Consider the following 19,585-nt stretch of genomic DNA (forward strand, 5'->3'; position numbering starts at 1 on the left):
CAATATACCAACCCCCAGGGAGGTCCCTCGATGCTCACCCGCCGCCGCCGGCCGCTCCGCGCGGGCCTGTCGGCTCTACTCCCGGCCGCGCTCTGCGCGCACGCGCTGCACGCCCAGCCAGGCGTCGCGATCAGCGGACGCGTCCTCAGCGACGCCGGCGCCGCCCTGCCCGGCGCGACGGTGTACATCGAGGGCACGCAGCTCGGCGGGACGTCCCAGGCCGACGGCCGCTACGCGTTCACCGTCCCCGCCGCCCAGGCGACCGGCCAGCGCGCCGTGCTCGCCGCGCGCCGCATCGGCTACCGCGCCACCCCGGTGACCGTCACGCTCACCGCCGGCACCCGCATCACGCAGGACTTCACGCTCGTCACCACGCCCACGCAGCTCGAGGGGCTCGTCGTCACCGCCCTCGGCATCGAGCGCGACAAGCGATCGTTAGGCGTCGCGCAGCAGAGCGTCGCGCCGGAAGAGCTCTCGACCGCGAAGGACCCGAACGTCGTCAACGCGCTCTCCGGCAAGGTCGCCGGCGTCGAGGTCACGAACGCCGGCCCGCCCGGCGGCTCGGCGCGCATCGTCATCCGCGGCGAGAACTCGATCACCGGCAACAACCAGCCGCTGTTCGTCATCGACGGCGTGCCGGTCGACAACTCCGCGCCACGCAACACCGGCTTCGGGGGGCTCGACTACGGCAACACCGCCGCCGACATCAACCCCGACGACGTCGAGTCGGTGAGCGTCCTGAAGGGCGCGAACGCCGCGGCGCTGTACGGCTCGCGCGCCGCGAACGGCGCGATCGTCATCACGACGAAGAACGGGCGCGGCAGCCGCGGGCTCGGCGTCACCCTGACGCAGAACCTCACGTTCGAGAATCCGCTGCGCCTCCCCGAGTTCCAGGACGTCTACGGGCAGGGCTCGGGCGGCCTGTTCTCGTACAAGGACGGCCGCGGCGGCGGCGTCGCCGACAACGTGAACCGCAGCTGGGGGCCGAAGATGGACGGCCGCCTCATCACCCAGTGGTGGAGCAACGGCCAGCCCGCGCCGTGGGTGCCCGCGCCGAACAACGTGCGCGACTTCTTCCAGACCGGCCGGACGTCCACGACGTCCGCCGAGGTGTCCGGCGCGAGCGACCGCGCGGACGTGCGCCTCGCCGTGACGGACCTCGACATGAAGTCGATGTTCCCGACGAACACGATCCGTCGGCTCAACACCTCGGTGAACGGCGGCGCCACCATCACGCCGAAGCTCAGCACGCGCGCGATGGTCTCGTACGTCCAGGACCGCGGCCACAACCGCACCGGCACCGGGTACGACGGGAACAGCGCGATCTACAACCTCATGATCTGGGGCGGCCGCCAGCGCGACCTCCCGCACATGCAGAACTACATGGCGCCCGACGGCAGCCAGATCGCGCCGAACCGCACGACGACGAACAACCCGTACTGGGACATCTACGCCGACCCGAACGACGACACGCGCGACCGCGTGATCGGCTCCGGGCAGGTGCAGTACAAGTTCGCGAAGTGGCTCACCGGCCTCGCGCGCACCGGCACGGACTGGTACCGCCAGTGGCGCTGGCAGCAGTTCGCCGACGGCAACATCGCCGTCGACTACTCGGGCGGCGCGTTCTTCGAGCAGAACGCCTACCTCCGCGAGACGAACAGCGACCTGCTGCTCACCGCGGACAACGGCTCGAAGGGTCGCCTCGGGCTCCGCGCGAGCGTCGGCGGCAACCTGCGCAGCAACCTGTCGAAGGGCGCGAACATCGGCACGCCGCACCTCGTCGTGCCGGGCACGTTCAACATCGCCAACTCGGCCGTCACGCCGCAGGTGTCGAACAACACGTCGCAGCGGCGCGTGAACAGCGTCTACGGGCAGGCGCAGCTCTCGTGGAACGACTACCTGTTCGTCGACGTCACCGGACGCAACGACTGGTCGTCGACGCTGCCGGCGGGGACCAACGGGTACTTCTACCCGTCGGCGTCGGGGAGCTTCGTGTTCACCGACGCGCTGCCGGCGACGCGGCTCGGCGGCCTGCTCTCGTACGGGAAGCTGCGCGCGAGCTGGGCGCAGGTCGGGTCCGACGCCGACCCGTATCAGCTCCAGGTCGCGTACTCGGCGGGCACGCCGTTCGGCAGCGTGGCGCGCTACTCGGTGCCGAACAACATCGCGAACGCGAACCTCAAGCCGGAGCACACGCGCTCGTTCGAGGGCGGGGCCGAGCTGCGGTTCGTCGACGACCGCGTGTCGCTCGACGCGACGTACTACAGCAAGGCGACGACGGACCAGATCATCCCGGCGCAGATCAGCCCGACGATCGGCTACACGAGCGCCACGGTGAACGCCGGCACGATCACGAACAAGGGGCTCGAGGTGCAGGCCGGCCTCACGCCGCTGCGCAACGCGAACGGCCTGACCTGGGACGTGACGGTGAACTTCGCCGCAAACCGCAGCCGCGTGACGAGCCTGTACCCCGGGCTCCAGACCGTGGTGTTAGGCACCTACTGGGGCATGTCGGTCGAGGCGCGGCTCGGGGAGCTGTACGGCACGTTCTACGGCAACCCGTACCTCCGCGACACGCAGGGCCGCCTCGTCCTCGCGAACGGCCTGCCGCAGATCGACCAGCAGAAGGTGGTGATGGGCCACTACTCGCCGAACTGGGTCGGCGGCGTCCAGAACCACTTCCGCTACAAGGGCCTCGACTTCTCGTTCCTCGTCGACACGAAGCAGGGCGGCCGGCTGTTCAGCACGACGAAGATGTTCGGCAACATGTCGGGCGTGCTGAAGTCGTCGCTGTGGGGGCGCGAGAACGGCGAGACGCTGACCGACGGCGGCGCGATCCTCATCGAGGGCGTGAACGCCGACGGCACGCCGAACACGACGAAGACGACGTCGCAGGCGTACTTCAACGCGCTGTTCCAGCTCCACGAGCCGAACATGGTCACCGGCTCGTTCGTGAAGCTGCGCGAGGCGCGCCTGGGCTACGACGTGCCGGCGCGCTACACGCGGCGGCTGCGCGTGTCCGCGCTGAACGTCGCGGTCGTCGGCCGCAACCTCCACCTGTGGACGAACGCGCCGGACATCGACCCGGAGACCGCGTTCGACGCGAGCAACGTGCAGGGCATCGAATTCGCCAACTTCCCGACCGCGCGCAGCGTCGGGTTCGCGTTCAAGGTGACGCCATGAGCCGCTCAACTCTCGGGATCCTCGCGGCGGCGTGCGCGCTCGCCGCCGCGTGCACGCTCGTCGCGTGCGACAATCGCGACATCACGAACATCAACGACAACCCGAACGCCCCCACCAAGGTCACGCCACAGCTCCTCTTCCCGAGCGCGGTGACGGACGTCGTGAGCCGGGCGCGCGGCGGCAGCATGGACCTGACCTTCCTCGAGCTGTGGTCGCAGCAGATCGCGATGGACCGCTTCACCGACGAGGACCACTACGCGCTGCGCGTCGACAACATCACCGGGTACTGGTCGGGCTTCTACTCCGGCGGCCTCCAGGATCTGGCGACGATCCTCCAGCAGAACACGGCCGCGGACAAGCCGAACATCGTCGCGCCGGCGCTCGTCATGAAGAGCTGGACGTACGGCATCATGACGGACATCTGGGGCGACATCCCGTACGCGAAGGCGAACACCGGCGACGTGTCGGCCCCGCCGGAGTACGACACGCAGAAGCAGATCTACACGGGGCTGTTCGCGGACCTGAAGCAGGCGGCCGACATCGCCGGCACCACGGGCACCACCACCAGCGCCACGGCGTCGTACGGCACCGCCGATCTGATCTACGGCGGCGACATGGCGAAGTGGAAGAAGCTCGCGAACTCGCTGCGCCTGCGGTACGGGCTGCGCCTGTCGAAGGTCGACCCGTCCACCGCGGCGACGCAGGTCGCCGCCGCCGTGAGCGCCGGCGTCATGACGTCGAACGCCGACAACGCGCTGCTCAAGTGGCCCGGCGACGGCACGAACGACAGCCCGTACTTCACGACGTTCCGCACGCGCGACGATCAGCACGTGAGCGAGACGCTGATCAACACGCTCAAGGGGCTGTACATCTCGATCTCGGCGGCCGGCGACACGACGTTCGACCCGCGGCTCGCGATCTACGCCGACCCGATCCAGTCGAGCCCCGCGAAGGCGCGGTGGGTCGGCATGCCTAACGGGCTCGTGGAGGAGGACGCGAACGCCATCCCGCTCACGAACACGTCGCGGGTCGGCGCCACGCTCCGCGCGCGCACCTCGCCGTCGATCCTCATGCGCTACGACGAGGTGCTGTTCGACGAGGCGGAGGCGGCGCTGCGGGGCTGGATCCCGGGCGACCCGGCGGCGCTGTACCGCGCGGCGATCACCGCGTCGATGCAGTACTACGGCATCCCCGACGCGACGATCGCGGCGTACCTCGCGACACCGCGCGTCGCGTACGACCCGGCCAAGGCGATGAGCCAGATCGCGCTGCAGCGGTGGATCGCGCTCTACAACGAGGGGAGCGAGGCGTACAGCGAGTGGCGGCGGACCGGCGTACCGGCGCTGAAGGCCGGCCCGGGCGCGATCACGAGCCCGCGCGAGGTCGCGCGCCGCAGCCTGTATCCGAGCTCGGAGCAGTCGTTCAACAACACGAACCTGCAGGCGGCGATGGCGCGCCAGGGGAACGTCGGGCTGCTCGGCCGCGTGTGGTGGGACACGCCGTGAGCGGCGACGACAGGCCGTTCAGTTGACCGCAGAGGACGCGGAGCGCCGAAGAGAACATCAGGGGGCGAGATGACAGGCGAGTACTCTGGGGATCCAACGGCGATGGTGAGGATCTCGAGATCCTTTCTTTCGCATTTGGATCCCCAGAGTACTCGCGGAGCACCTGAAACCTGCCGACCGTCGTCGACTGGTTCACGCGAGCCGCGGAAACGCCGACACGCGCAGCCGTGCGCTCCCCATCGGCACGAGCGTCACCCGCTCCACCGGCTGCGCCGACGACACGGGGCTCTGTGGCAGCACCGCGCAGAGCCCGTGCTCGTCGAGGCCCCACTCGGGCAACGGCCGCGCCGCGGCGCGTAGCTCGATCGGCGCGTGGCCGCCGGCGAACGGGTTGTCGTCGGCCGGCCACGGCTTGCGCACGACGGTGAACGATCGGCGCGGGTCCGCGTCGTCGAGCGCGAGCGCGTAGTTCCACGGCGATGCCGGCTGGATCTCGAACGCGGGCCACTGGCTCGCGTCGGCGCCCTCCTGCCAGCGCGCGTCGTGCTGCGCCGTCTCGGTGCTGCTGCGCCGCTCGTACCGCTCGGCGATCGCGAGCGAGAACGTGAGCGGGCCGTAGTCGACGCTCACGCTGTTCTTGTTCTTCCGCCACTCGCGCACCGCGAGCTCCATCGGCAGGTCGAGCGTCAGGCGGTCGCCGTCGCGCCAGCGCCGCGCGACGCGCAGGTACTCGCCCGGCCGCGCGGCGGCCGAGACGCGCTCGCCGTTGATGTGGAGCGCCGCCGCCCGGCACCAGCGCGGCACGCGAAGATAGAGCGGAAACGCGACCGCGCGCGGCGCGTGCACCGTCAGGCGCACCTGCTCCTCGAACGGATAGCGCGTGTTTGACACGAGCCGCACGTCGACGCCGTCGCCGACGCGCGCGCGCACCTCGTTCTCGCCGTAGAGCTGCGCGGCGAGCCCGTCGTCCGGCGTCGCCGTCCAACTGTGCTCGGCGAAGTACACCCAGCCGGCCGAGTGGTTGTGCTGACAGCAGCGGCTGCTGAACGGGTTCATCATCAGGAACGGACCGTCGTTGTCGATCCCCGGGTGGTGATCGCGGCCGTCGCTCACCACCATGTTGGGGGCGGTGAGGTAGCGCAGCGCGCGGTAGTCGGCGGTGAACGCGGCGGGGAACATGTTGAACGCGACGTCCTCCGTGTGCTCGGCCCATCGCGCGTCGCCCGTGAAGCGCAGGAGCAGCGCGTTCGACGTCATCTGCTCCACCATGCCGCACGTCTCGATCGCCTGGCGCGGGTCGTCGTAGCCGGGGCGCGCGTTCTCGTCGGCGCCGAACATCCCGCCGGGCACCTGGCCGTACAGCTCGCGCACGAGGTCGAAGTCGTCGTACGTCGCGTTCACGTCGCGCTGGTCGTGGCTCTGCAGCCACCACGTGGCCGGCTCGCGGAACGACTGCGCGATGTTGACGTTGTGCCAGTTCGGGAGCTTGCCCTTCTGCCGCCAGTCGGCGGTGTTGCGGTGAATCTTCTCCGCCAGCTCGAGCAGCGATGCGTCGCCCGTGCGGTTGTACAGCCAGTGGACGCTGTACAGGTTGTCGCCGCCGCGGCTGTTCTCCCAGTAGTCCTTCAGGAACTGCTCGTCGGGGATCGTGCGCTGCCACGCGAAGTAGCGCTGCATGAGCGCGAGCACGCGCGGGTCGTTCGAGCGCTCGTGATACGACTGCAGGCAGAACAGCATCGGCATGTTCGTCCACAGGTCGCGCGACGGCGTGCGTCTGCCCTGCCCCTTGTAGACGTCGGGCCCGAAGTCGCCGCTCGCGCGCTGGTTCTCGAGGACCGCGTCGAGCCAGAACGTCGCCTCGCGGATCATCGCGGCGTCGTTCAGCACGTAGCCGATGTTCGCGTAGCCCTTGAGCCAGTAGGGGAGCTCCTCCCAGCCGTGCTTCCCCTTGCCGTCCTTGCTCAGCCACGCGTTGTCTTGCTTCGAGAGCCAGATGCTGATCTCGCCGAGGTGGCCGGTGAGGCCGTCGCGTTGGAGCTCGAGCTGGCGCCGCAGCCACCCGCGCGGCGTGACGCTGCCGACGGGGAGCTTGACGAAGCGCTCGGGGAGGAGCGGCGCGCGGTTGCTCGGGTAGTGGCGGTTGCGCGTGGTCGTGGGCGGGTGTCGAACGCTGCTCACGCCGTCGACGCTGCCGACGCTGTCGGCCGTCCCGCCGCGCGCGAGCGGCGTGAGCGGCGTGAGCGGCGCGACGGGCATGAGGGGCGCGAGCCCCGCACCGGCGAGCGTGCCCACGAATCGACGACGGTCCATGGTCATGGGTTGGCGATCCTCCGAGGTTTGACGAATATCGTATACCGTATACGCTCTTCCGCCAGGGCACGCCGCCATCGAACGACCAGCCGAGGGGACGCGAGCAGATGGAGTGCAACGTGCGCGCACGGACGTCGTTCCGTCGCAATGCTTCGATCCCGCTGGTCGCGCTGGTCGCGCTCGTCGCGTGCACGCATCGGCCGTCGGTCGCCGCCGGCATGGACCGCAAGGCGCTGCTGCTCGACCCGGGCAACGCCGAGTGGCGAAAGCCGGCGCCGCCCGTGTCGCACCTCCGCTTCGAGACGACGAAGGGCGTGTTCGTGCTCGAGCTGATCCGCGACTGGGGTCCGATCGGCGCCGACCGGTTGTACAACCTCGCGCGCCTCGGCTACTACGACGACACGCGCTTTCACCGCGTGAACAAGAACTACATCGTGCAGTTCGGCCTGCACGGCGACCCGGCGGTGAACGCGGCGTGGAAGAACCGGTACCTGCCGGACGACCCGCCGCGCTCCGACAACAAGCGCGGCACGTTCGCGTTCGCGATGAAGGGCGCGGCGAACCCGAACACGCGTGACACGCAGATCTACATCAACCTCGCCGACAACACGCGCAGCGACGCGGAGCCGTTCACCATCCTCGGCCGAGTGGTCGACGGGATGGCGGTGCTGGACAGCCTGTACTCGGGGTACGGCGAGCGCTCCGGGTCGGGCGTGCGCCAGGGGCGTCAGGGTCCGCTCGAGACGGGCGGGAACGCGTACATGGACCGCGAGTTCCCGCTGCTCGACCGCATCCGTCGCGTCACCGTGAGCACCGTCGGCGCACCACGGTAGCCGACGATACCCCGCGGGTATCGCACGTGACCAAAGAGGTCTTGGACCGGCGAGCCCGGTCCGAGTAGCTCCAGAGAGGACGGGTGTGTGTCGTCGCCCGTCCGTACCTCTCCCTGGAGCTCTCATGTCTCGTACGCATTCGATTCTCTTCGCCGTCGCCGCGGCGGTGCTCGGCCCCACCGTTGCTCATGCCGCGACCGCGCACGTCGACCCCGTGGTTCGTCCGATCGCGAGCTTCCGCTTCGTCCCCGTCCGCGGGCTGGACATGCCGGCGCAGGTCACCGTCGCCGACTCGGCCGGCGTGCTGGTCGCCTCGTACCGGCTCGCCGGCTCGCGCGCCGACATCCCGATGCAGGTCGACATCCTCGAGTCGGATCTCGTCCTCCAGGGCGAGACGCCGTCGGGCGCGCTGACGCTCGTGCTCCACCAGGAGAGCGATGCCGCCAGCGCCCGCGTCTCGGGGGGCCGCTGGTGGCTCGGCGATGCGTCGGGCGAGCTGCGAGCCCGCTCGACCCGCTGACGCGGGCTCGGCCGGCGTCAGATCCGGTGGCCCGCGACCCAGACCTCGGGGACCGGTAGGCGCAGCACCCAGCACGCCCGGCGCAGCTGCGCGCGCCACACCGGGACGCACGCCTCGATGCAGGCGGCCGCTTCGGCCTCGGCGTCGTCCCCGTGCTGGCCGCGGCATCGGCAGGCGTCGAGCAGCTCGGCGCGCAGGTCGCTCGCGCACGCGTGCATCTCCTCGATGAACGCGCGCAGGTCGCGCTCCCGGAACGCCCGGGGGCGGCACCGCACGTAGACGTGGAAGTAGATGTCGTCCGTCACGCTCTCCTCCGCGGGCCGCCGAGTGGTCGCACCGACGTACCCGTATACGCGCCGGTCGTGCCACTAGGCGAGGTTCATGCGCCGCAGTAGCGCCTCGAACCGCGGCTCGCCGCGCAGCGAGGCGAACAGGAACGACCCCCGGATGCCGTAGACGCCGCCGGCGCGCTCCGCCACCGCGCGCTCCAGCCAGTCCATCGCGCGGCCGGCGTCGCCGAGGCCCGAGTGGACGTAGGCGACGTGATAGGGGGACACGTACGCGGTCCGCGCGCGCGCCTGCAGCTCGCCCACGATCGCCTCCGCCGCGGCCGCGTCGCCGTTCATCCCCTGCGCCGCGCCGAGCTGACCCAGCCACAGCGTGTTGCCGGGTGCGAGCGCGACGGCCTGCCGCAGCTCGGCGAGTCCCTCGTCCCGGCGGCCGCCGAGGAAGTACGCCCATCCGAGCGTCGCGCGCGCGCGATCGTGCGCGGGGTCCAGCTCCACCGCGTTCTCCGCGTGGCGCACCGCCTCCTCGTAGCGCCCGGCGCGGAGCAGCAGCGTCGCCACGTCCGCGCGGTGCGCGAGCGGATCCAGCGTCTGGGCGCGCTGGAGCAGCGCGAGCGCCTCGTCGTACCGCTCGAGCGCGGCGCACAGGCGCCCGTACAGCTCGTGCGCGTCCGCGTGGCCCGGGCCGAGCTCCAGCGCGCGGCGGAAGTCGTGCTCCGCGCCAGGCCAGTCGAAGTCGCGCACCATCTTCAGGTATGCCATGGCGCAGTGCGCCGGGCCCAGCTCCGGGTCGAGCCGCAGCGCCGCCTCCGCCGCCGCGGCGGCACGTCGATACGCGACGTCGGGCGCGACCGCGCCGTGCTCCACCAGCTCGGTGCACGCCGTCGCCAGGCTCGCGCACGCGAGCGCGAACGTCGGGTCGCGCGCGAACGCCCGGTCGAAGCACTCGATCGCGCGCGCGAGCGCGTCCGGCGTGTACTCCGTGAACCACTGGCGTCCGCGAAGGAACAGGGAGTGCGCGTGCATGTCCCGCGTCGGCTCGCGGCGCACGCGCGCCTGCTCGTCGCGCGAGAGCTCCGCCTTCAGCGCGGCGGCGATGTGCAGCGCGACGTCCGTCTGGATCGCGAAGACGTCCGTCACGTCGCGATCGTACGTCTCGGCCCACAGGTGCTGCTCGGTGCGCGCGTCGACGAGCTTGGCGACGATGCGCACGCGGTCGCCGGCGTGCCTAACGGTGCCGTCGAGCAGCGTCGTCGCGCCGAGCGTGGCGGCGAGCGACTTCAGGCTCGCCGGCCGCGTCTTGAACGGCGCCACGGAGGCCCGCGCGATCACGTCCAGCGCGCGGATCTTCGAGAGCTGCGCGATCACGTCCTCGGTGAACCCGTCGGCGAAGCGCTCGTGCTCCGGCTCCGCGCTCAGCGCGAGGAACGGCAGCACCGCGACCGAGGGGACGCGGCCGTCGCGCGCGGCGTGCGCCGTCGTCGCGCGTGTCGCCGGAGCGCGGCGCAGCCGGTCGGCCAGCGCGGTCACCGCGTGGTCAGGATCGAGATCGAGATCCTCGCGCAGGCGACGCGCGTGCGCGCCCGCGTGCGCGATCGCGCCCGCGCGGTCGCCCGCCGCGTCCAGCGCCTCCATGAGCGCGAGCGCGTGCGCGGCGGAGTGCGGCTCGGCGGCGGCGAGTCGCCGGAGCGTGGCCGCGCGGCCGTGCACGTCGCCCTCGCGTCCCTGCCGCTCCGCGATCGCGCGCAGCGCGTCCACGTAAGCGTGCGCCAGCTCGGCGCGTCGCGTGTCGAGCCAGAAGTCGAACTCCGCCGACTCGGGCAGATGGAACCCGTCGAGCAGCGGACCGGCGTAGAGCCGCAGCACCTCGTCGTGCGCCCCGGCGGCGATCGCGGTGCGCAGCGCGTGCAGGTCGCAGTCGAGCGCCGTCGGATCGAGCAGGAGCCCGTCGTGCGCGGTCACGATCGTGCCCTCGCCGAGCGTCGCGCGGAGCACGTGCACCGCGAGGTTGAGCAGGCGCCGCGCGCTCGCGAGGTCGCGCTCGGGCCACAGCAGGGCCATCGCGCGGTCGCGGGCGAGCGCGCGCGGCCACGCGGCGACGACGAGCGTCAGGAGCGCGATGCGATGGCGCTGCGCCGGCGGCCCGCCGACGGGCGCGTCGCCCGAGCGCAGACGCGCGCCGCCGAGCAGGTGGACCGAGATCACCGTGCGGCCTCCGCTAATCCGTGGCTAATCCCCGGGACGCATGGCGGTAAATCGGGCCCGCGCATCGTGCCCGCGCAGTTCCACTCAACCTTCATTGCGCGAGGCCCTCATGACACGCACTGCCCTGCTGTTCCCGCTCGCCGGACTTCTCACGCTGGCGCAGCTGGCCGGCTGCCGCGGCGAGCCGACCACGCCCACGCGTCCCGACCAGATGCTGAGCGTCGGCGACCTCGCGAGCAAGAGTCCCGCGGCGACCGTCGAGCGCGACGTGGCGACGCTGCGCGCCGCGACGACGCGCTTTCACCGCTTCGACGCCGCCCGGAAGGCGTCGTACACGTACCTGTTCATGAACACGTGCATGACCGACGGCAGCGCCCCGAGCCGCGGCGCGATGGGCTACCACTACGTCAACACGGGGCTCCTCGACGGCACGGTCGACGTCGCGACGCCGGAAGCGCTGCTCTACGAGCCGGGGGCGCAGGGCGAGCTCGCGCTCGTCGGCGTGGAGTACGTCATCCCGCAGGCGGCGTGGGCCGGCCCCGGCAAGCCGAAGCTGTTCGGGCGCGAGTTCACGCTGAACGGCTTCGGGCTGTGGGCCCTGCACGTGTGGGCGTGGCGCGACAACCCGAGCGGCATCTTCGCCGACTGGAACCCGCGCGTGTCGTGCGAGCACGCGAGCGCCGGCGCGAGCGCCATGGCGGCGCACTGACGCACCCCACCCTCTCGCACCGGAGCACTCCCATGCCCAAGTACCTCATCGAGCGCGAGATCCCGAACGCGGCCGCGCTCACCGGCTACGACCTGCAGGGCATCGCCGCCCGCTCGTGCGCCGTGCTGCGCGAGCTCGGCCCGAGCATCCAGTGGGTGCAGAGCTACGTGACCGAGGACAAGATCACGTGCGTGTACATCGCGACGAACATCGACCTCGTGCGCGCGCACGCACGGCTCGGCGGCTTTCCGGCGGATCGCGTGCTGGAGATCGCGACGGTCATCGATCCGACGACCGCCGAGACGGACACGATCGCCGCGGCGACGGCGCGCGACCGATAGCCGACGCGCACCATCGTCCACGGCCGCTCGGCGAGGCGTCGGATCGTCGACACTTCGCCGAGCACGCCGTGTCGGTTGCGGCGCCGCGCGCACGGCGTAAGGTGATGGCGTCCGGCTTCGCCACTCAGCTTCCGCCCTCTCGACGACATGCCGAAGTCCACTCCCGCGCGCGTCGCTCTCGTCCTGGCCCTGAGCACGATCGCCGCCTCGTGCGCGCGCACGCCGTCGCGGGCCGCGTCCGCCGCTCCCGTGCCGGCCTGGCTGCCCACGTGGGCGCCGAGCCAGAGCCCGGTGGCGGCGCGTCCCGCCGCGGACGCGCGCGACCCGGTACCGACGTACGCGAACGCCACGCTGCGGCAGATCGTGCACACGACGATCGGCGGCGATCACGTGCGCATCCGGATCTCCAACGAGTACGGCGACCGGCCGATCACGATCGGCTCCGCTCACGTCGCGCTGCGCACGAGCGGCTCGACGATCGACGCGACCTCGGACCGCGTGCTCACGTTCGGCGGCAGGCCTAACACGATCGTCCGCGCGGGTACCGTCGTCGTCAGCGATGGCGTGTCGTTCCCCGTGCCGACGCTCGGCGATCTCGCGGTGAGCCTGTATCTGCCGGATTCGGCGCGCACGAACACGCGCCATCCGCTCGCCGTGCAGACGACGTACGTGTCGCGCGACGGCGATCGCGCGGCCGCCGCGACGTTCCCGGCCGACACGACGCTGCGCCAGTGGATCTTCCTCGCCGGCGTCGAGGTCACGAACCCGCGCGCGGTCGGCACCATCGTGGCCGTGGGCAACTCGATCACCGACGGCTACGCGGCGACGACCGACTCGAACCGGCGGTGGCCCGACGTGCTCGCGCGGCGGCTGCTGACGGCCGCGGGCGAGCCGCCGCGGGCCGTCGTGAACGCGGGCATCTCCGGCAACCGTGTGCTCACGTTCGGCGCCGGCCCGAGCCTCGTGTCGCGCTTCGACCGCGACGTGCTGATGCAGCCGGGCGTGACGCACGTCATCGTCCTCGAGGGGATCAACGACATCTCCCGCGACGCGATCGACTCGGCGACCGCGCAGCAGCTCATCGACGCGCACCGTCAGCTCGCCGAGCGCGCGCACGACCGCGGGGTCGTCATCTACGGCGCGACCCTCACGCCGTTCACGCGGCCGGCGGCCGACACGCGCGCCGCGGAGCGCGAGGCGAAGCGGCAGGCGATCAACGAGTGGATCCGTCACGGCGGCGCGTACGACGGCGTGATCGACTTCGACGCCGTCACGCGCGACCCGGCGCACCCGGGCGCGTTCCTGCCCGCGTACGACTCCGGCGACCACCTGCATCCGAGCGACGCCGGCTACCGCGCGATGGGCGAGGCGATCGACCTCGCGCTGTTCCGGCGGCGGCGTCCGTGAGCCCCACGACGCTCGGCTACCTGTGCCGCCGCCTCGGCCCGGTCGCGTTCATGCTCACGCTCGTGGCGTCGTGCGCGAGCGCGCCGCCTGCGGGTGCGCCGCGGGCGCACGCGCCGCGGGCGCCCGCGCCGCTCGTCTACACGATCCGCGTTCCCGCGCCGTCGACGAGGACGTTCGACGTCGACGTGGTCGTGCCGACCGACGGCCGCGACTCGGTCGTCCTGTACATGCCGATCTGGTCGCCCGGCATGTACACGCTCATGTCGTACGGCGACCGTGTCACCGCGTTCACCGCGCGCGCCGCCGACGGCGCGCCACTCGGCGTCAGGCACCCGGACGGCGGCCACTGGGTCGTGCAGACCGGCGGCCGGCCCGCGGTCACGGTCACCTACACCGTGAGCGCACCGCGCGGAAGCAACCTCTCCAACGGCGCCACCGACACGTCGCTCGTCGTCGTCGGGCCCGCGACGTACGTGGGGCTCGCCGGCGAGACGAGCCGCCCCGCCGAGGTGCGCCTCGTGCTCCCCGCCGGATGGAGGCCCGCGGCCACGTCGCTCGCCGCGGCGCCGGGCGGGGCGCCTAACGATTTCGTCGCGCCGGACTACGACGTGCTGGCCGACTCGCCGATCCTCGCCGGCACGCACATGTCGTCCGCCGCGGTCACGGTCGGCGGCGTGCGGCACCGCTGGGCGTACCTCGGCGACGCGGAGTGGAGCGCGGCGAGCGCGATCGCGTGGCTGCGACCGCTGCTCGAGGAGCACCGCCGGTTCTGGGGCGGCACGCTGCCGCTGCACGACTACGTGTTTCTCAACATCGTCGGCGCGGGCCCCGGCTCGGGCGTCGAGCACCTCAACTCCGTCGCGATCAACACGAACGGCAGGGAGCCGCAGACGGCCGAGGCGCGCTTCCGCGAGGCGAGCTTCCTCAGCCACGAGTACTTCCACGCGATGAACGTGAAGCGGCTGCGTCCCGTGGAGCTCGGCCCGTTCGACTACGAGCACACGCCGACGACGACGGGGCTGTGGGTGGCCGAGGGGCTCACGTCGTACTTCGGCGACCTGCTCGCGGCGCGCTCCGGGCTCGGCGACACGCACGACTGGCTCGCGCTCACCTCGCGCCACATCCGCGACCTGCAGAGCAGCCCGGGGCGCCTCGTGCAGACGCTCGAGCAGGCGTCGGCGCGGATGTTCGAGCGGATCCCGCCGAACCAGCGCGTCGACTACTACGTGAAGGGCCCCGTCGTCGGCCTCGTGCTCGACGCGCACATCCGCAAGCGCACCGACGGCCGCCGGAGCATGGACGACGTCATCCGCCTCGAGTACGACCGCTGGTCGGGATCTCGCGGCTACACCGCCGAGGACTTCGCGCGCACCGCGTCGGACGCGGTGGGCTTCGACCTCGCGCCACTGCTGCACACGCTCGTCGCCAGCACGGAAGAGGTGGACTACGCGGAGATGCTCGACTGGTTCGGCCTGCGGTTCGCGCCTAACGACGATCCCGCGAGGGCGTGGACGCTGGAGGTGAATCCGGCCGCGACCGCCGCGCAGCGCGCGCACCTCGCCGCGCTGCTCGCGCCCTCCGGCCGACGCTGAGCGCGCACGATGGGAGCGGCCGCACGCGGCGCGAGCGTGTGACGTCGCGCTCTTCCCGCGGCACGGCGCGCGCACTATGATGGGCCCGCCTGCGTCCGAAAGGCAGACGGTCGCCCCGCCGCGTGGCCGCGCTGTCGACTCCGCGCCGCCTCACCTCCCCACGCTGCCGCCTCGTGACCGCGATCGAGCTCCCGCCGACGGCAGAACGGACGCACGATGCGGCTCGCCACGTCGTTCCGTACGGCGCGTGCGCGCTCATCGGGCTCGGCGGGCTCTTCGCCGGCGTCACCGGTCCGCTCCTCAGCGCCTTCATCCCGGGGCTCGTGCGCGACGTGCTCGGCGAGCACCGCACCGCCATCGGCGCCGTCATGGCGATCGACAACGTGCTGCTCCTCGCGCTCGTCCCGTGGGCGGGGCCTGCATCGGACCGCGCCGCCGCTCACGGGCGTGGTCGACTGCCGCTCGTCACCGCGGCGATGCTGCTCTCGGCGCTCGGCATGGCGCTCCTTCCCGAGACGCGCGGGCTCGGCCTCCCGACGCTCGTCGCCGCGCTCGTCCTGCTGTACGTGGGAATCAACGTGCAGCGCGCGCCGCTGCAGGCGCTCGTCGCCGACCTCGTGCCGTCGCGCTGGCGCTCGCTCGCGACGGGGTCGGTCACGTTCCAGATGTGCGTCGGCGCGATCGCGTTCCTGATGCTCGGCCACGCGCTCGGGATGCGGCCCGCGTTCTGGATCGCGGCGGTCACGGTGCTCGGCATCGCCGCGGCGCTCGCGCTCGGCCTCCGTGAGTCGCCGCGCCCGATGACGAGCGAGGTGGACGCCGAGGCGGCGGACGTGTCGTTCCGATCGCTCGCCGAGGCCGCGTGGAGCGCGGTGCGCGGCACGGTGCCCGGGATGCGCCCGATCTTCCTCGCCGCGCTGCTGCTGCAGCTCACCTTCCAGACGTTCACCACCTGGTACGCGCTGCACGCCGCCGACCGCTTCGGTGGCGGGGGGCCGATGCGACGATCGGCTTCATCGCGTGGGCGGTCGGCGGCGTGCTCGGCGCGCTGCCGGCCGGCGTGGTGGGGACGCGTATCGGGCGACGGAACGCCATGCTCGCGGGGCTCGTCGTCATGGCCGCGAGCCTGCTGGCGCTCGACCGCGTCGCCACGCTCGGCCAGGCGGTGCCGCTGCTCGCGCTCGCGTCGGCCGCCTGGACGTTCCCGCAGGTGAACGCCTACCCGCTGTTCGTCGAGCCCGTGCCCCGCGAGCGCCGCGGGGTGCTGGCGTCGGTGTTCCTGCTGTGCATGGCGTTGGGCGGCGCGATCGGCGACCCGCTGAACGGGCGCCTGTTCGACTGGTTCGGCGGCTACCGCGCGCTGTTCCTGCTCATGGCGTGCTACACGGCACTCGCGTGCGTGGCGGTGCTGCGCGTGCCGCGCGGCGCCGGTGAAGCGGACACCGGGGCGCCGGCCGACGCCCGCACCGTGCTGGCGCCCGCCGAGTGAGCGCTCGACCGAGCGCGAAGCCGATGCGTCGTGTAGTGCCACCCGAGATGACGAGGACGTACATGGAGCCGATGTTCCTGCCCGGAGTCGAGGGAGACCCCAAGCCCGGTGCATACGCCGACCTGATCGCGCAGATGCGGCCGACGGGGAGCGAGTACCCGCAGATCTGGCATCTCTTCGCCTACCTGCCTAACGCCACGCAGCATCTCGGCCGCTTCACGCAGGAGATCCTGCGCGGGCCCGCGCCGCTGTCGCCGGGACTGCGGGAGCTGATCGCGGCGTACACGTCGCAGCGCAACCACTGTCCGTTCTGAATCGCCTCGCACGCCGCGGTCGCGGCGGAGCTGCTGGAGGACGAGGCGCTGGTGCAGGAGGTGCTCCACGACGCGCAGACGTCGCGCCTCGATGCTCGACACAAGGTGCTGTTCGCGTTCATCGACCGCGTGAACCACGACTCGCCCCGCATCACGGCGGACGACGTGGCGGCGGTGCGCGCCGCGGGCTGGACGGACGAGGCGCTGTACTTCGCCATCACCGTCTGCGCGCTGTTCAACTTCTACAACCGCTGGATCGACGCCACCGGCGTGCACGCCATGTCGGAGGAGGCGCACCGCGCCGGCGGCAAGCGGAGCGCGCGGGGGTCGTACGCACGCTGACTGGCGCGCGACCGCGCCGCGCGAGGGGACGGCGGGTATCGCTCGTCAAACCCTGACGGCCGCCGCGCTGTCCCACCGCCGTTCGGCCGGACCCGTCCCGCTCCCGGAAGGCGCTCATGAACGACCTGCGCTACAGCGTGCGCGCGCTGCGCCGCGACCTCCGCCTCACCACGTTCGCCCTGCTCACGGTCGCGCTGGGCATCGGCGCGACGGTCACGGTGTTCAGCGTGATCGACGCGCTGCTGCTACGGCCCCTGCCGTTGCGCGAGGCCGAGCGGCTGATGTGGATCGCGAACGGCGACGCGTACGACCTCTCCATGCGCACGGCGCAGGTGCAGTACGTGTGGGCGCTCGAGCGCGACGGCCGCTCGCTCGTCGACGTCGCCGGCTACTCGGAGTTCTACGGCGTCGGCGACCACACGCTGACGAGCGGCGCCGGCGAGCCCGAGCGCCTAACGGGAGTCGAGGTCACGCGCGGCTTCTTCCCGCTGCTCGGCGTGTCCCCGATCGTCGGACGGCAGTTCACCGCCGACGAGGCGGTCGACGACGGGCCGCGCGTCGTGCTGCTGAGCCACCGCCTGTGGGCGCGGCGCTTCGCGTCGGACCGGGGCATCGTCGGCCGCGCGATCGTCCTCGACGGCGCGCCGGCCACCGTGGTCGGCGTGCTGCCGTCGACGTTCGACTTCGGGACGATCTTCGCGCCGGGGCGACAGGTGGACTACTACCGCCCGTTCCCGCTCACGGACAGGCGGAACAACCAGGGCAACACGCTCGCCCTGGTCGGCCGCATGCGCGCGGGTGCGACCGTCGCCGACGTGCAGCGCGAGGCGACCGTGATCGCCGAACGCGCGCGCCGCGACGGGGAGACGCGCCGGCGCACGAACGAGTTCCACCCGATCGTGCGCGGGCTGCGGGACCATGTGAGCGGCGCGTTCCGCCCCGCGCTGCTCGTGCTCGCCGGCGGTGTGGCGCTCGTCATGCTCATGGTGTGCGCGAACCTCTCGAACCTGCTGCTCACGCGCGCCGCCGCCCGCGAGCGGGAGGTCGCGGTGCGCATCGCGTTGGGCGCGGGCCGCGCGCGGCTGCTGCGGCAGCTGCTCACCGAGAGCCTCGTGCTCGCCGGCGGGGGCGCGGCGCTCGGCCTGGGGCTCGCGTCAGGCGGCACGCTCGCGCTGTCGCGCACGCAGTCGGTCCGGCTGCCGCTGCTCGACCAGGTGCACGTGGACTGGATCGCGCTCGCGTTCACCGTGGGGGCGGCGGTGGTCACGGGGCTGGTGTTCGGCCTCACGCCCGCGCTCCGCGTCTCCGCGCTGCGCGTCGACGAGAGCCTGAGGGATGCCGCGCGTGGCTCGACCGGCGGGCGGCACGAGTGGACGCGCGCCGCCATCGTCGTGGCGGAGCTCGCGCTCACGTGCACGCTGCTCGTCGGCGCGGGGCTGCTGACCCGCAGCTTCGTGCGCGTGCTCGACCAGGATCTGGGCTTCCGCCCCGAGCGCGCGGTCGCGCTTCGCATCGACCCGAGTCGGCGCTTCGCATCCGCGGGCGCGCGCGCCGCATACTTCGACGAGGCGCTTCGCCGCGTACGCGAGACGCCAGGCGTGCAGGCGGCGGGACTCACCGACGTGCTGCCGATGGGCTTCAACCGCATCTGGAACGTGGCGACCGAGCGCCCGGCGGCGCCGGACCGGCAGTTCCCGGCGTTCGTGCGCGTGGTGAGCGACGCGTACCTCCGCGCGATGGGCGTTCGCCTGCGCGCCGGGCGCGACTTCCTGCCGACCGACGACTCGGCGAGCGCGCCCGTCGCCATCGTGAACGCGGCGCTCGCACGGAAGCTGTGGCCGGGGCAGGATCCGTTAGGCCGCACCCTGCTCGGGTTCGGCGAGGCGCCGGCACGGGTCGTCGGCGTCGTGGAGGGCCTCCGCTACCAGTCCGTCGAGGAGGAGGCCGGGAGCGATCTGTACTTCCCGATGCGGCAGATGCCGGACTACAGCGCCGTGTACGTCGTCGCGCGCGGTGCGCGGCCGGCGGCGGAGCTGGTCGCCGCGGTGCGCGCTGCGCTGCGCCCGACGGATCCGACGCTCGCGCTCACCGAGGTGCGCACGCTGCAGGACATCGTCGACGCCTCGGTGTCGCCGCGCCGACTCATCGTGACGCTGCTCGCCGGCTTCGCCGCGTTCGCGCTCGTGCTCGCGTCGCTCGGCACCTACGCGGTAATCTCCTACGGCGTGGCGCAGCGGCGTCGCGAGATCGGCATCCGCATGGCGTTGGGCGCCACGCCGGCGCGCGTGCGCTCCACCGTCCTCTCGCGCACGCTGCGACTGACCGCGGCGGGGCTCGCGACGGGGCTGCTCGCGTCGTGGGCGCTCGGCCGGCTGCTCGGCGGGCTGCTGTACGGCGTCGGTGCGGGCGACCCGCTCACGTTCGCGGGCACGCTCGCCGTGCTCGCGCTCGTCGCTGCGGCGGCGGGGTGGCTTCCCGCGCGACGAGCGGCGCGGCAGAACCCGGCGAACGTGCTGCGCGCGCCGTGACGCTCGCCGGCGAGCGCCCC

Annotated in this window: 15 protein-coding genes and 1 pseudogene; 13 read left to right on the top strand and 3 right to left on the bottom strand. The window is 72.3% G+C overall.

What is annotated here, in order from left to right; genetic code table 11:
- Nucleotides 1-30: 30 nt before the first annotated feature.
- Nucleotides 31-3,183: a SusC/RagA family TonB-linked outer membrane protein gene (locus tag J421_RS29260; protein WP_025414678.1), complete on the top strand. Its 3,153-nt coding sequence runs from the start codon at nt 31-33 to the stop codon at nt 3,181-3,183.
- Complete coding sequence (locus J421_RS29265) at nt 3,180-4,688, top strand: SusD/RagB family nutrient-binding outer membrane lipoprotein (protein WP_025414679.1); 1,509 nt, start codon at nt 3,180-3,182, stop codon at nt 4,686-4,688. Before J421_RS29260 ends, J421_RS29265 begins: the two co-directional genes overlap by 4 nt.
- 192 nt (nt 4,689-4,880) lie before the next feature.
- Here J421_RS29265 and J421_RS29270 read toward each other — a convergent pair whose 3' ends face one another.
- Nucleotides 4,881-6,944: a beta-L-arabinofuranosidase domain-containing protein gene (locus J421_RS29270; RefSeq protein ID WP_104023603.1), complete on the bottom strand. Its 2,064-nt coding sequence runs from the start codon at nt 6,942-6,944 to the stop codon at nt 4,881-4,883.
- 173 nt (nt 6,945-7,117) lie between these two features.
- Between J421_RS29270 and J421_RS29275 the strand changes: the two genes are divergently transcribed.
- Together J421_RS29275 and J421_RS29280 are read left to right on the top strand one after the other, a co-directional pair.
- Nucleotides 7,118-7,831 (top strand): peptidylprolyl isomerase, encoded by a 714-nt coding sequence (locus tag J421_RS29275; protein WP_236646395.1) that lies wholly within the window; start codon nt 7,118-7,120, stop codon nt 7,829-7,831.
- A 124-nt stretch (nt 7,832-7,955) separates the two neighbouring features.
- Nucleotides 7,956-8,351, top strand: coding sequence for a hypothetical protein (locus J421_RS29280; protein ID WP_025414682.1), 396 nt, complete (start codon nt 7,956-7,958; stop codon nt 8,349-8,351).
- 17 nt (nt 8,352-8,368) lie between these two features.
- Here the strand turns inward: J421_RS29280 and J421_RS29285 are convergent, their stop codons facing one another.
- Nucleotides 8,369-8,656, bottom strand: a complete 288-nt coding sequence (locus J421_RS29285; RefSeq protein WP_025414683.1) for a hypothetical protein — start codon at nt 8,654-8,656, stop codon at nt 8,369-8,371.
- A 63-nt stretch (nt 8,657-8,719) separates the two neighbouring features.
- Nucleotides 8,720-10,843 carry a tetratricopeptide repeat protein gene (locus tag J421_RS29290; RefSeq protein WP_025414684.1) on the bottom strand — a complete coding sequence of 708 codons (2,124 nt, stop codon included), beginning with the start codon at nt 10,841-10,843 and terminating at the stop codon, nt 8,720-8,722.
- A gap of 109 nt (nt 10,844-10,952) precedes the next feature.
- Here J421_RS29290 and J421_RS29295 point away from each other — a divergent pair, with 109 nt between their 5' ends.
- The 9 genes and pseudogenes from J421_RS29295 (at nt 10,953) to J421_RS29335 (ending at nt 19,565) form a co-directional block, all read left to right on the top strand.
- The gene (locus J421_RS29295) at nt 10,953-11,552 is read left to right on the top strand and encodes a hypothetical protein (RefSeq protein WP_025414685.1); all 600 of its coding nucleotides are present in this window, start codon (nt 10,953-10,955) and stop codon (nt 11,550-11,552) included.
- 32 nt (nt 11,553-11,584) lie between these two features.
- Entirely contained in the window at nt 11,585-11,893 is a 309-nt protein-coding gene (locus J421_RS29300; protein WP_025414686.1) for a DUF4242 domain-containing protein, read from the top strand.
- A 147-nt stretch (nt 11,894-12,040) separates the two neighbouring features.
- Nucleotides 12,041-13,300, top strand: a complete 1,260-nt coding sequence (locus J421_RS29305) for an SGNH/GDSL hydrolase family protein (RefSeq protein WP_025414687.1) — start codon at nt 12,041-12,043, stop codon at nt 13,298-13,300.
- Nucleotides 13,297-14,892: a M61 family metallopeptidase gene (locus J421_RS29310; protein WP_025414688.1), complete on the top strand. Its 1,596-nt coding sequence runs from the start codon at nt 13,297-13,299 to the stop codon at nt 14,890-14,892. Before J421_RS29305 ends, J421_RS29310 begins: the two co-directional genes overlap by 4 nt.
- 323 nt (nt 14,893-15,215) lie before the next feature.
- Nucleotides 15,216-15,824, top strand: a pseudogene (locus J421_RS34210) (MFS transporter); the annotation flags it as partial.
- A gap of 104 nt (nt 15,825-15,928) precedes the next feature.
- Nucleotides 15,929-16,381, top strand: coding sequence for an MFS transporter (locus tag J421_RS29320; protein WP_236646396.1), 453 nt, complete (start codon nt 15,929-15,931; stop codon nt 16,379-16,381).
- Nucleotides 16,382-16,443: 62 nt separating this feature from the next.
- Nucleotides 16,444-16,695 (top strand): carboxymuconolactone decarboxylase family protein, encoded by a 252-nt coding sequence (locus J421_RS29325; RefSeq protein ID WP_025414691.1) that lies wholly within the window; start codon nt 16,444-16,446, stop codon nt 16,693-16,695.
- A gap of 51 nt (nt 16,696-16,746) precedes the next feature.
- On the top strand, nt 16,747-17,037 hold the full coding sequence (locus J421_RS29330; RefSeq protein ID WP_025414692.1) for a carboxymuconolactone decarboxylase family protein: 291 nt from the start codon (nt 16,747-16,749) through the stop codon (nt 17,035-17,037).
- 116 nt (nt 17,038-17,153) lie between these two features.
- On the top strand, nt 17,154-19,565 hold the full coding sequence (locus J421_RS29335) for an ABC transporter permease (RefSeq protein WP_025414693.1): 2,412 nt from the start codon (nt 17,154-17,156) through the stop codon (nt 19,563-19,565).
- The last annotated feature ends 20 nt before the right edge of the window (nt 19,566-19,585 follow it).

It is taken from the genome of Gemmatirosa kalamazoonensis (genome assembly GCF_000522985.1).
Classification (GTDB): Bacteria; Gemmatimonadota; Gemmatimonadetes; order Gemmatimonadales; family Gemmatimonadaceae; genus Gemmatirosa; species Gemmatirosa kalamazoonensis.

Bases quoted from the DNA above. Each gene is read 5' to 3' on its own strand.
- J421_RS29325 (WP_025414691.1), top strand. From the start codon at position 16,444: ATGGAGCCGATGTTCCTGCCCGGAGTCGAGGGAGACCCCAAGCCCGGT.
- J421_RS29295 (WP_025414685.1), top strand. From the start codon at position 10,953: ATGACACGCACTGCCCTGCTGTTCCCGCTCGCCGGACTTCTCACGCTG.
- J421_RS29335 (WP_025414693.1), top strand. From the start codon at position 17,154: ATGAACGACCTGCGCTACAGCGTGCGCGCGCTGCGCCGCGACCTCCGC.
- J421_RS29270 (WP_104023603.1), bottom strand. From the start codon at position 6,944: ATGCCCGTCGCGCCGCTCACGCCGCTCACGCCGCTCGCGCGCGGCGGG.
- J421_RS29300 (WP_025414686.1), top strand. From the start codon at position 11,585: ATGCCCAAGTACCTCATCGAGCGCGAGATCCCGAACGCGGCCGCGCTC.
- J421_RS29260 (WP_025414678.1), top strand. From the start codon at position 31: ATGCTCACCCGCCGCCGCCGGCCGCTCCGCGCGGGCCTGTCGGCTCTA.
- J421_RS29305 (WP_025414687.1), top strand. From the start codon at position 12,041: ATGCCGAAGTCCACTCCCGCGCGCGTCGCTCTCGTCCTGGCCCTGAGC.
- J421_RS29280 (WP_025414682.1), top strand. From the start codon at position 7,956: ATGTCTCGTACGCATTCGATTCTCTTCGCCGTCGCCGCGGCGGTGCTC.
- J421_RS29265 (WP_025414679.1), top strand. From the start codon at position 3,180: ATGAGCCGCTCAACTCTCGGGATCCTCGCGGCGGCGTGCGCGCTCGCC.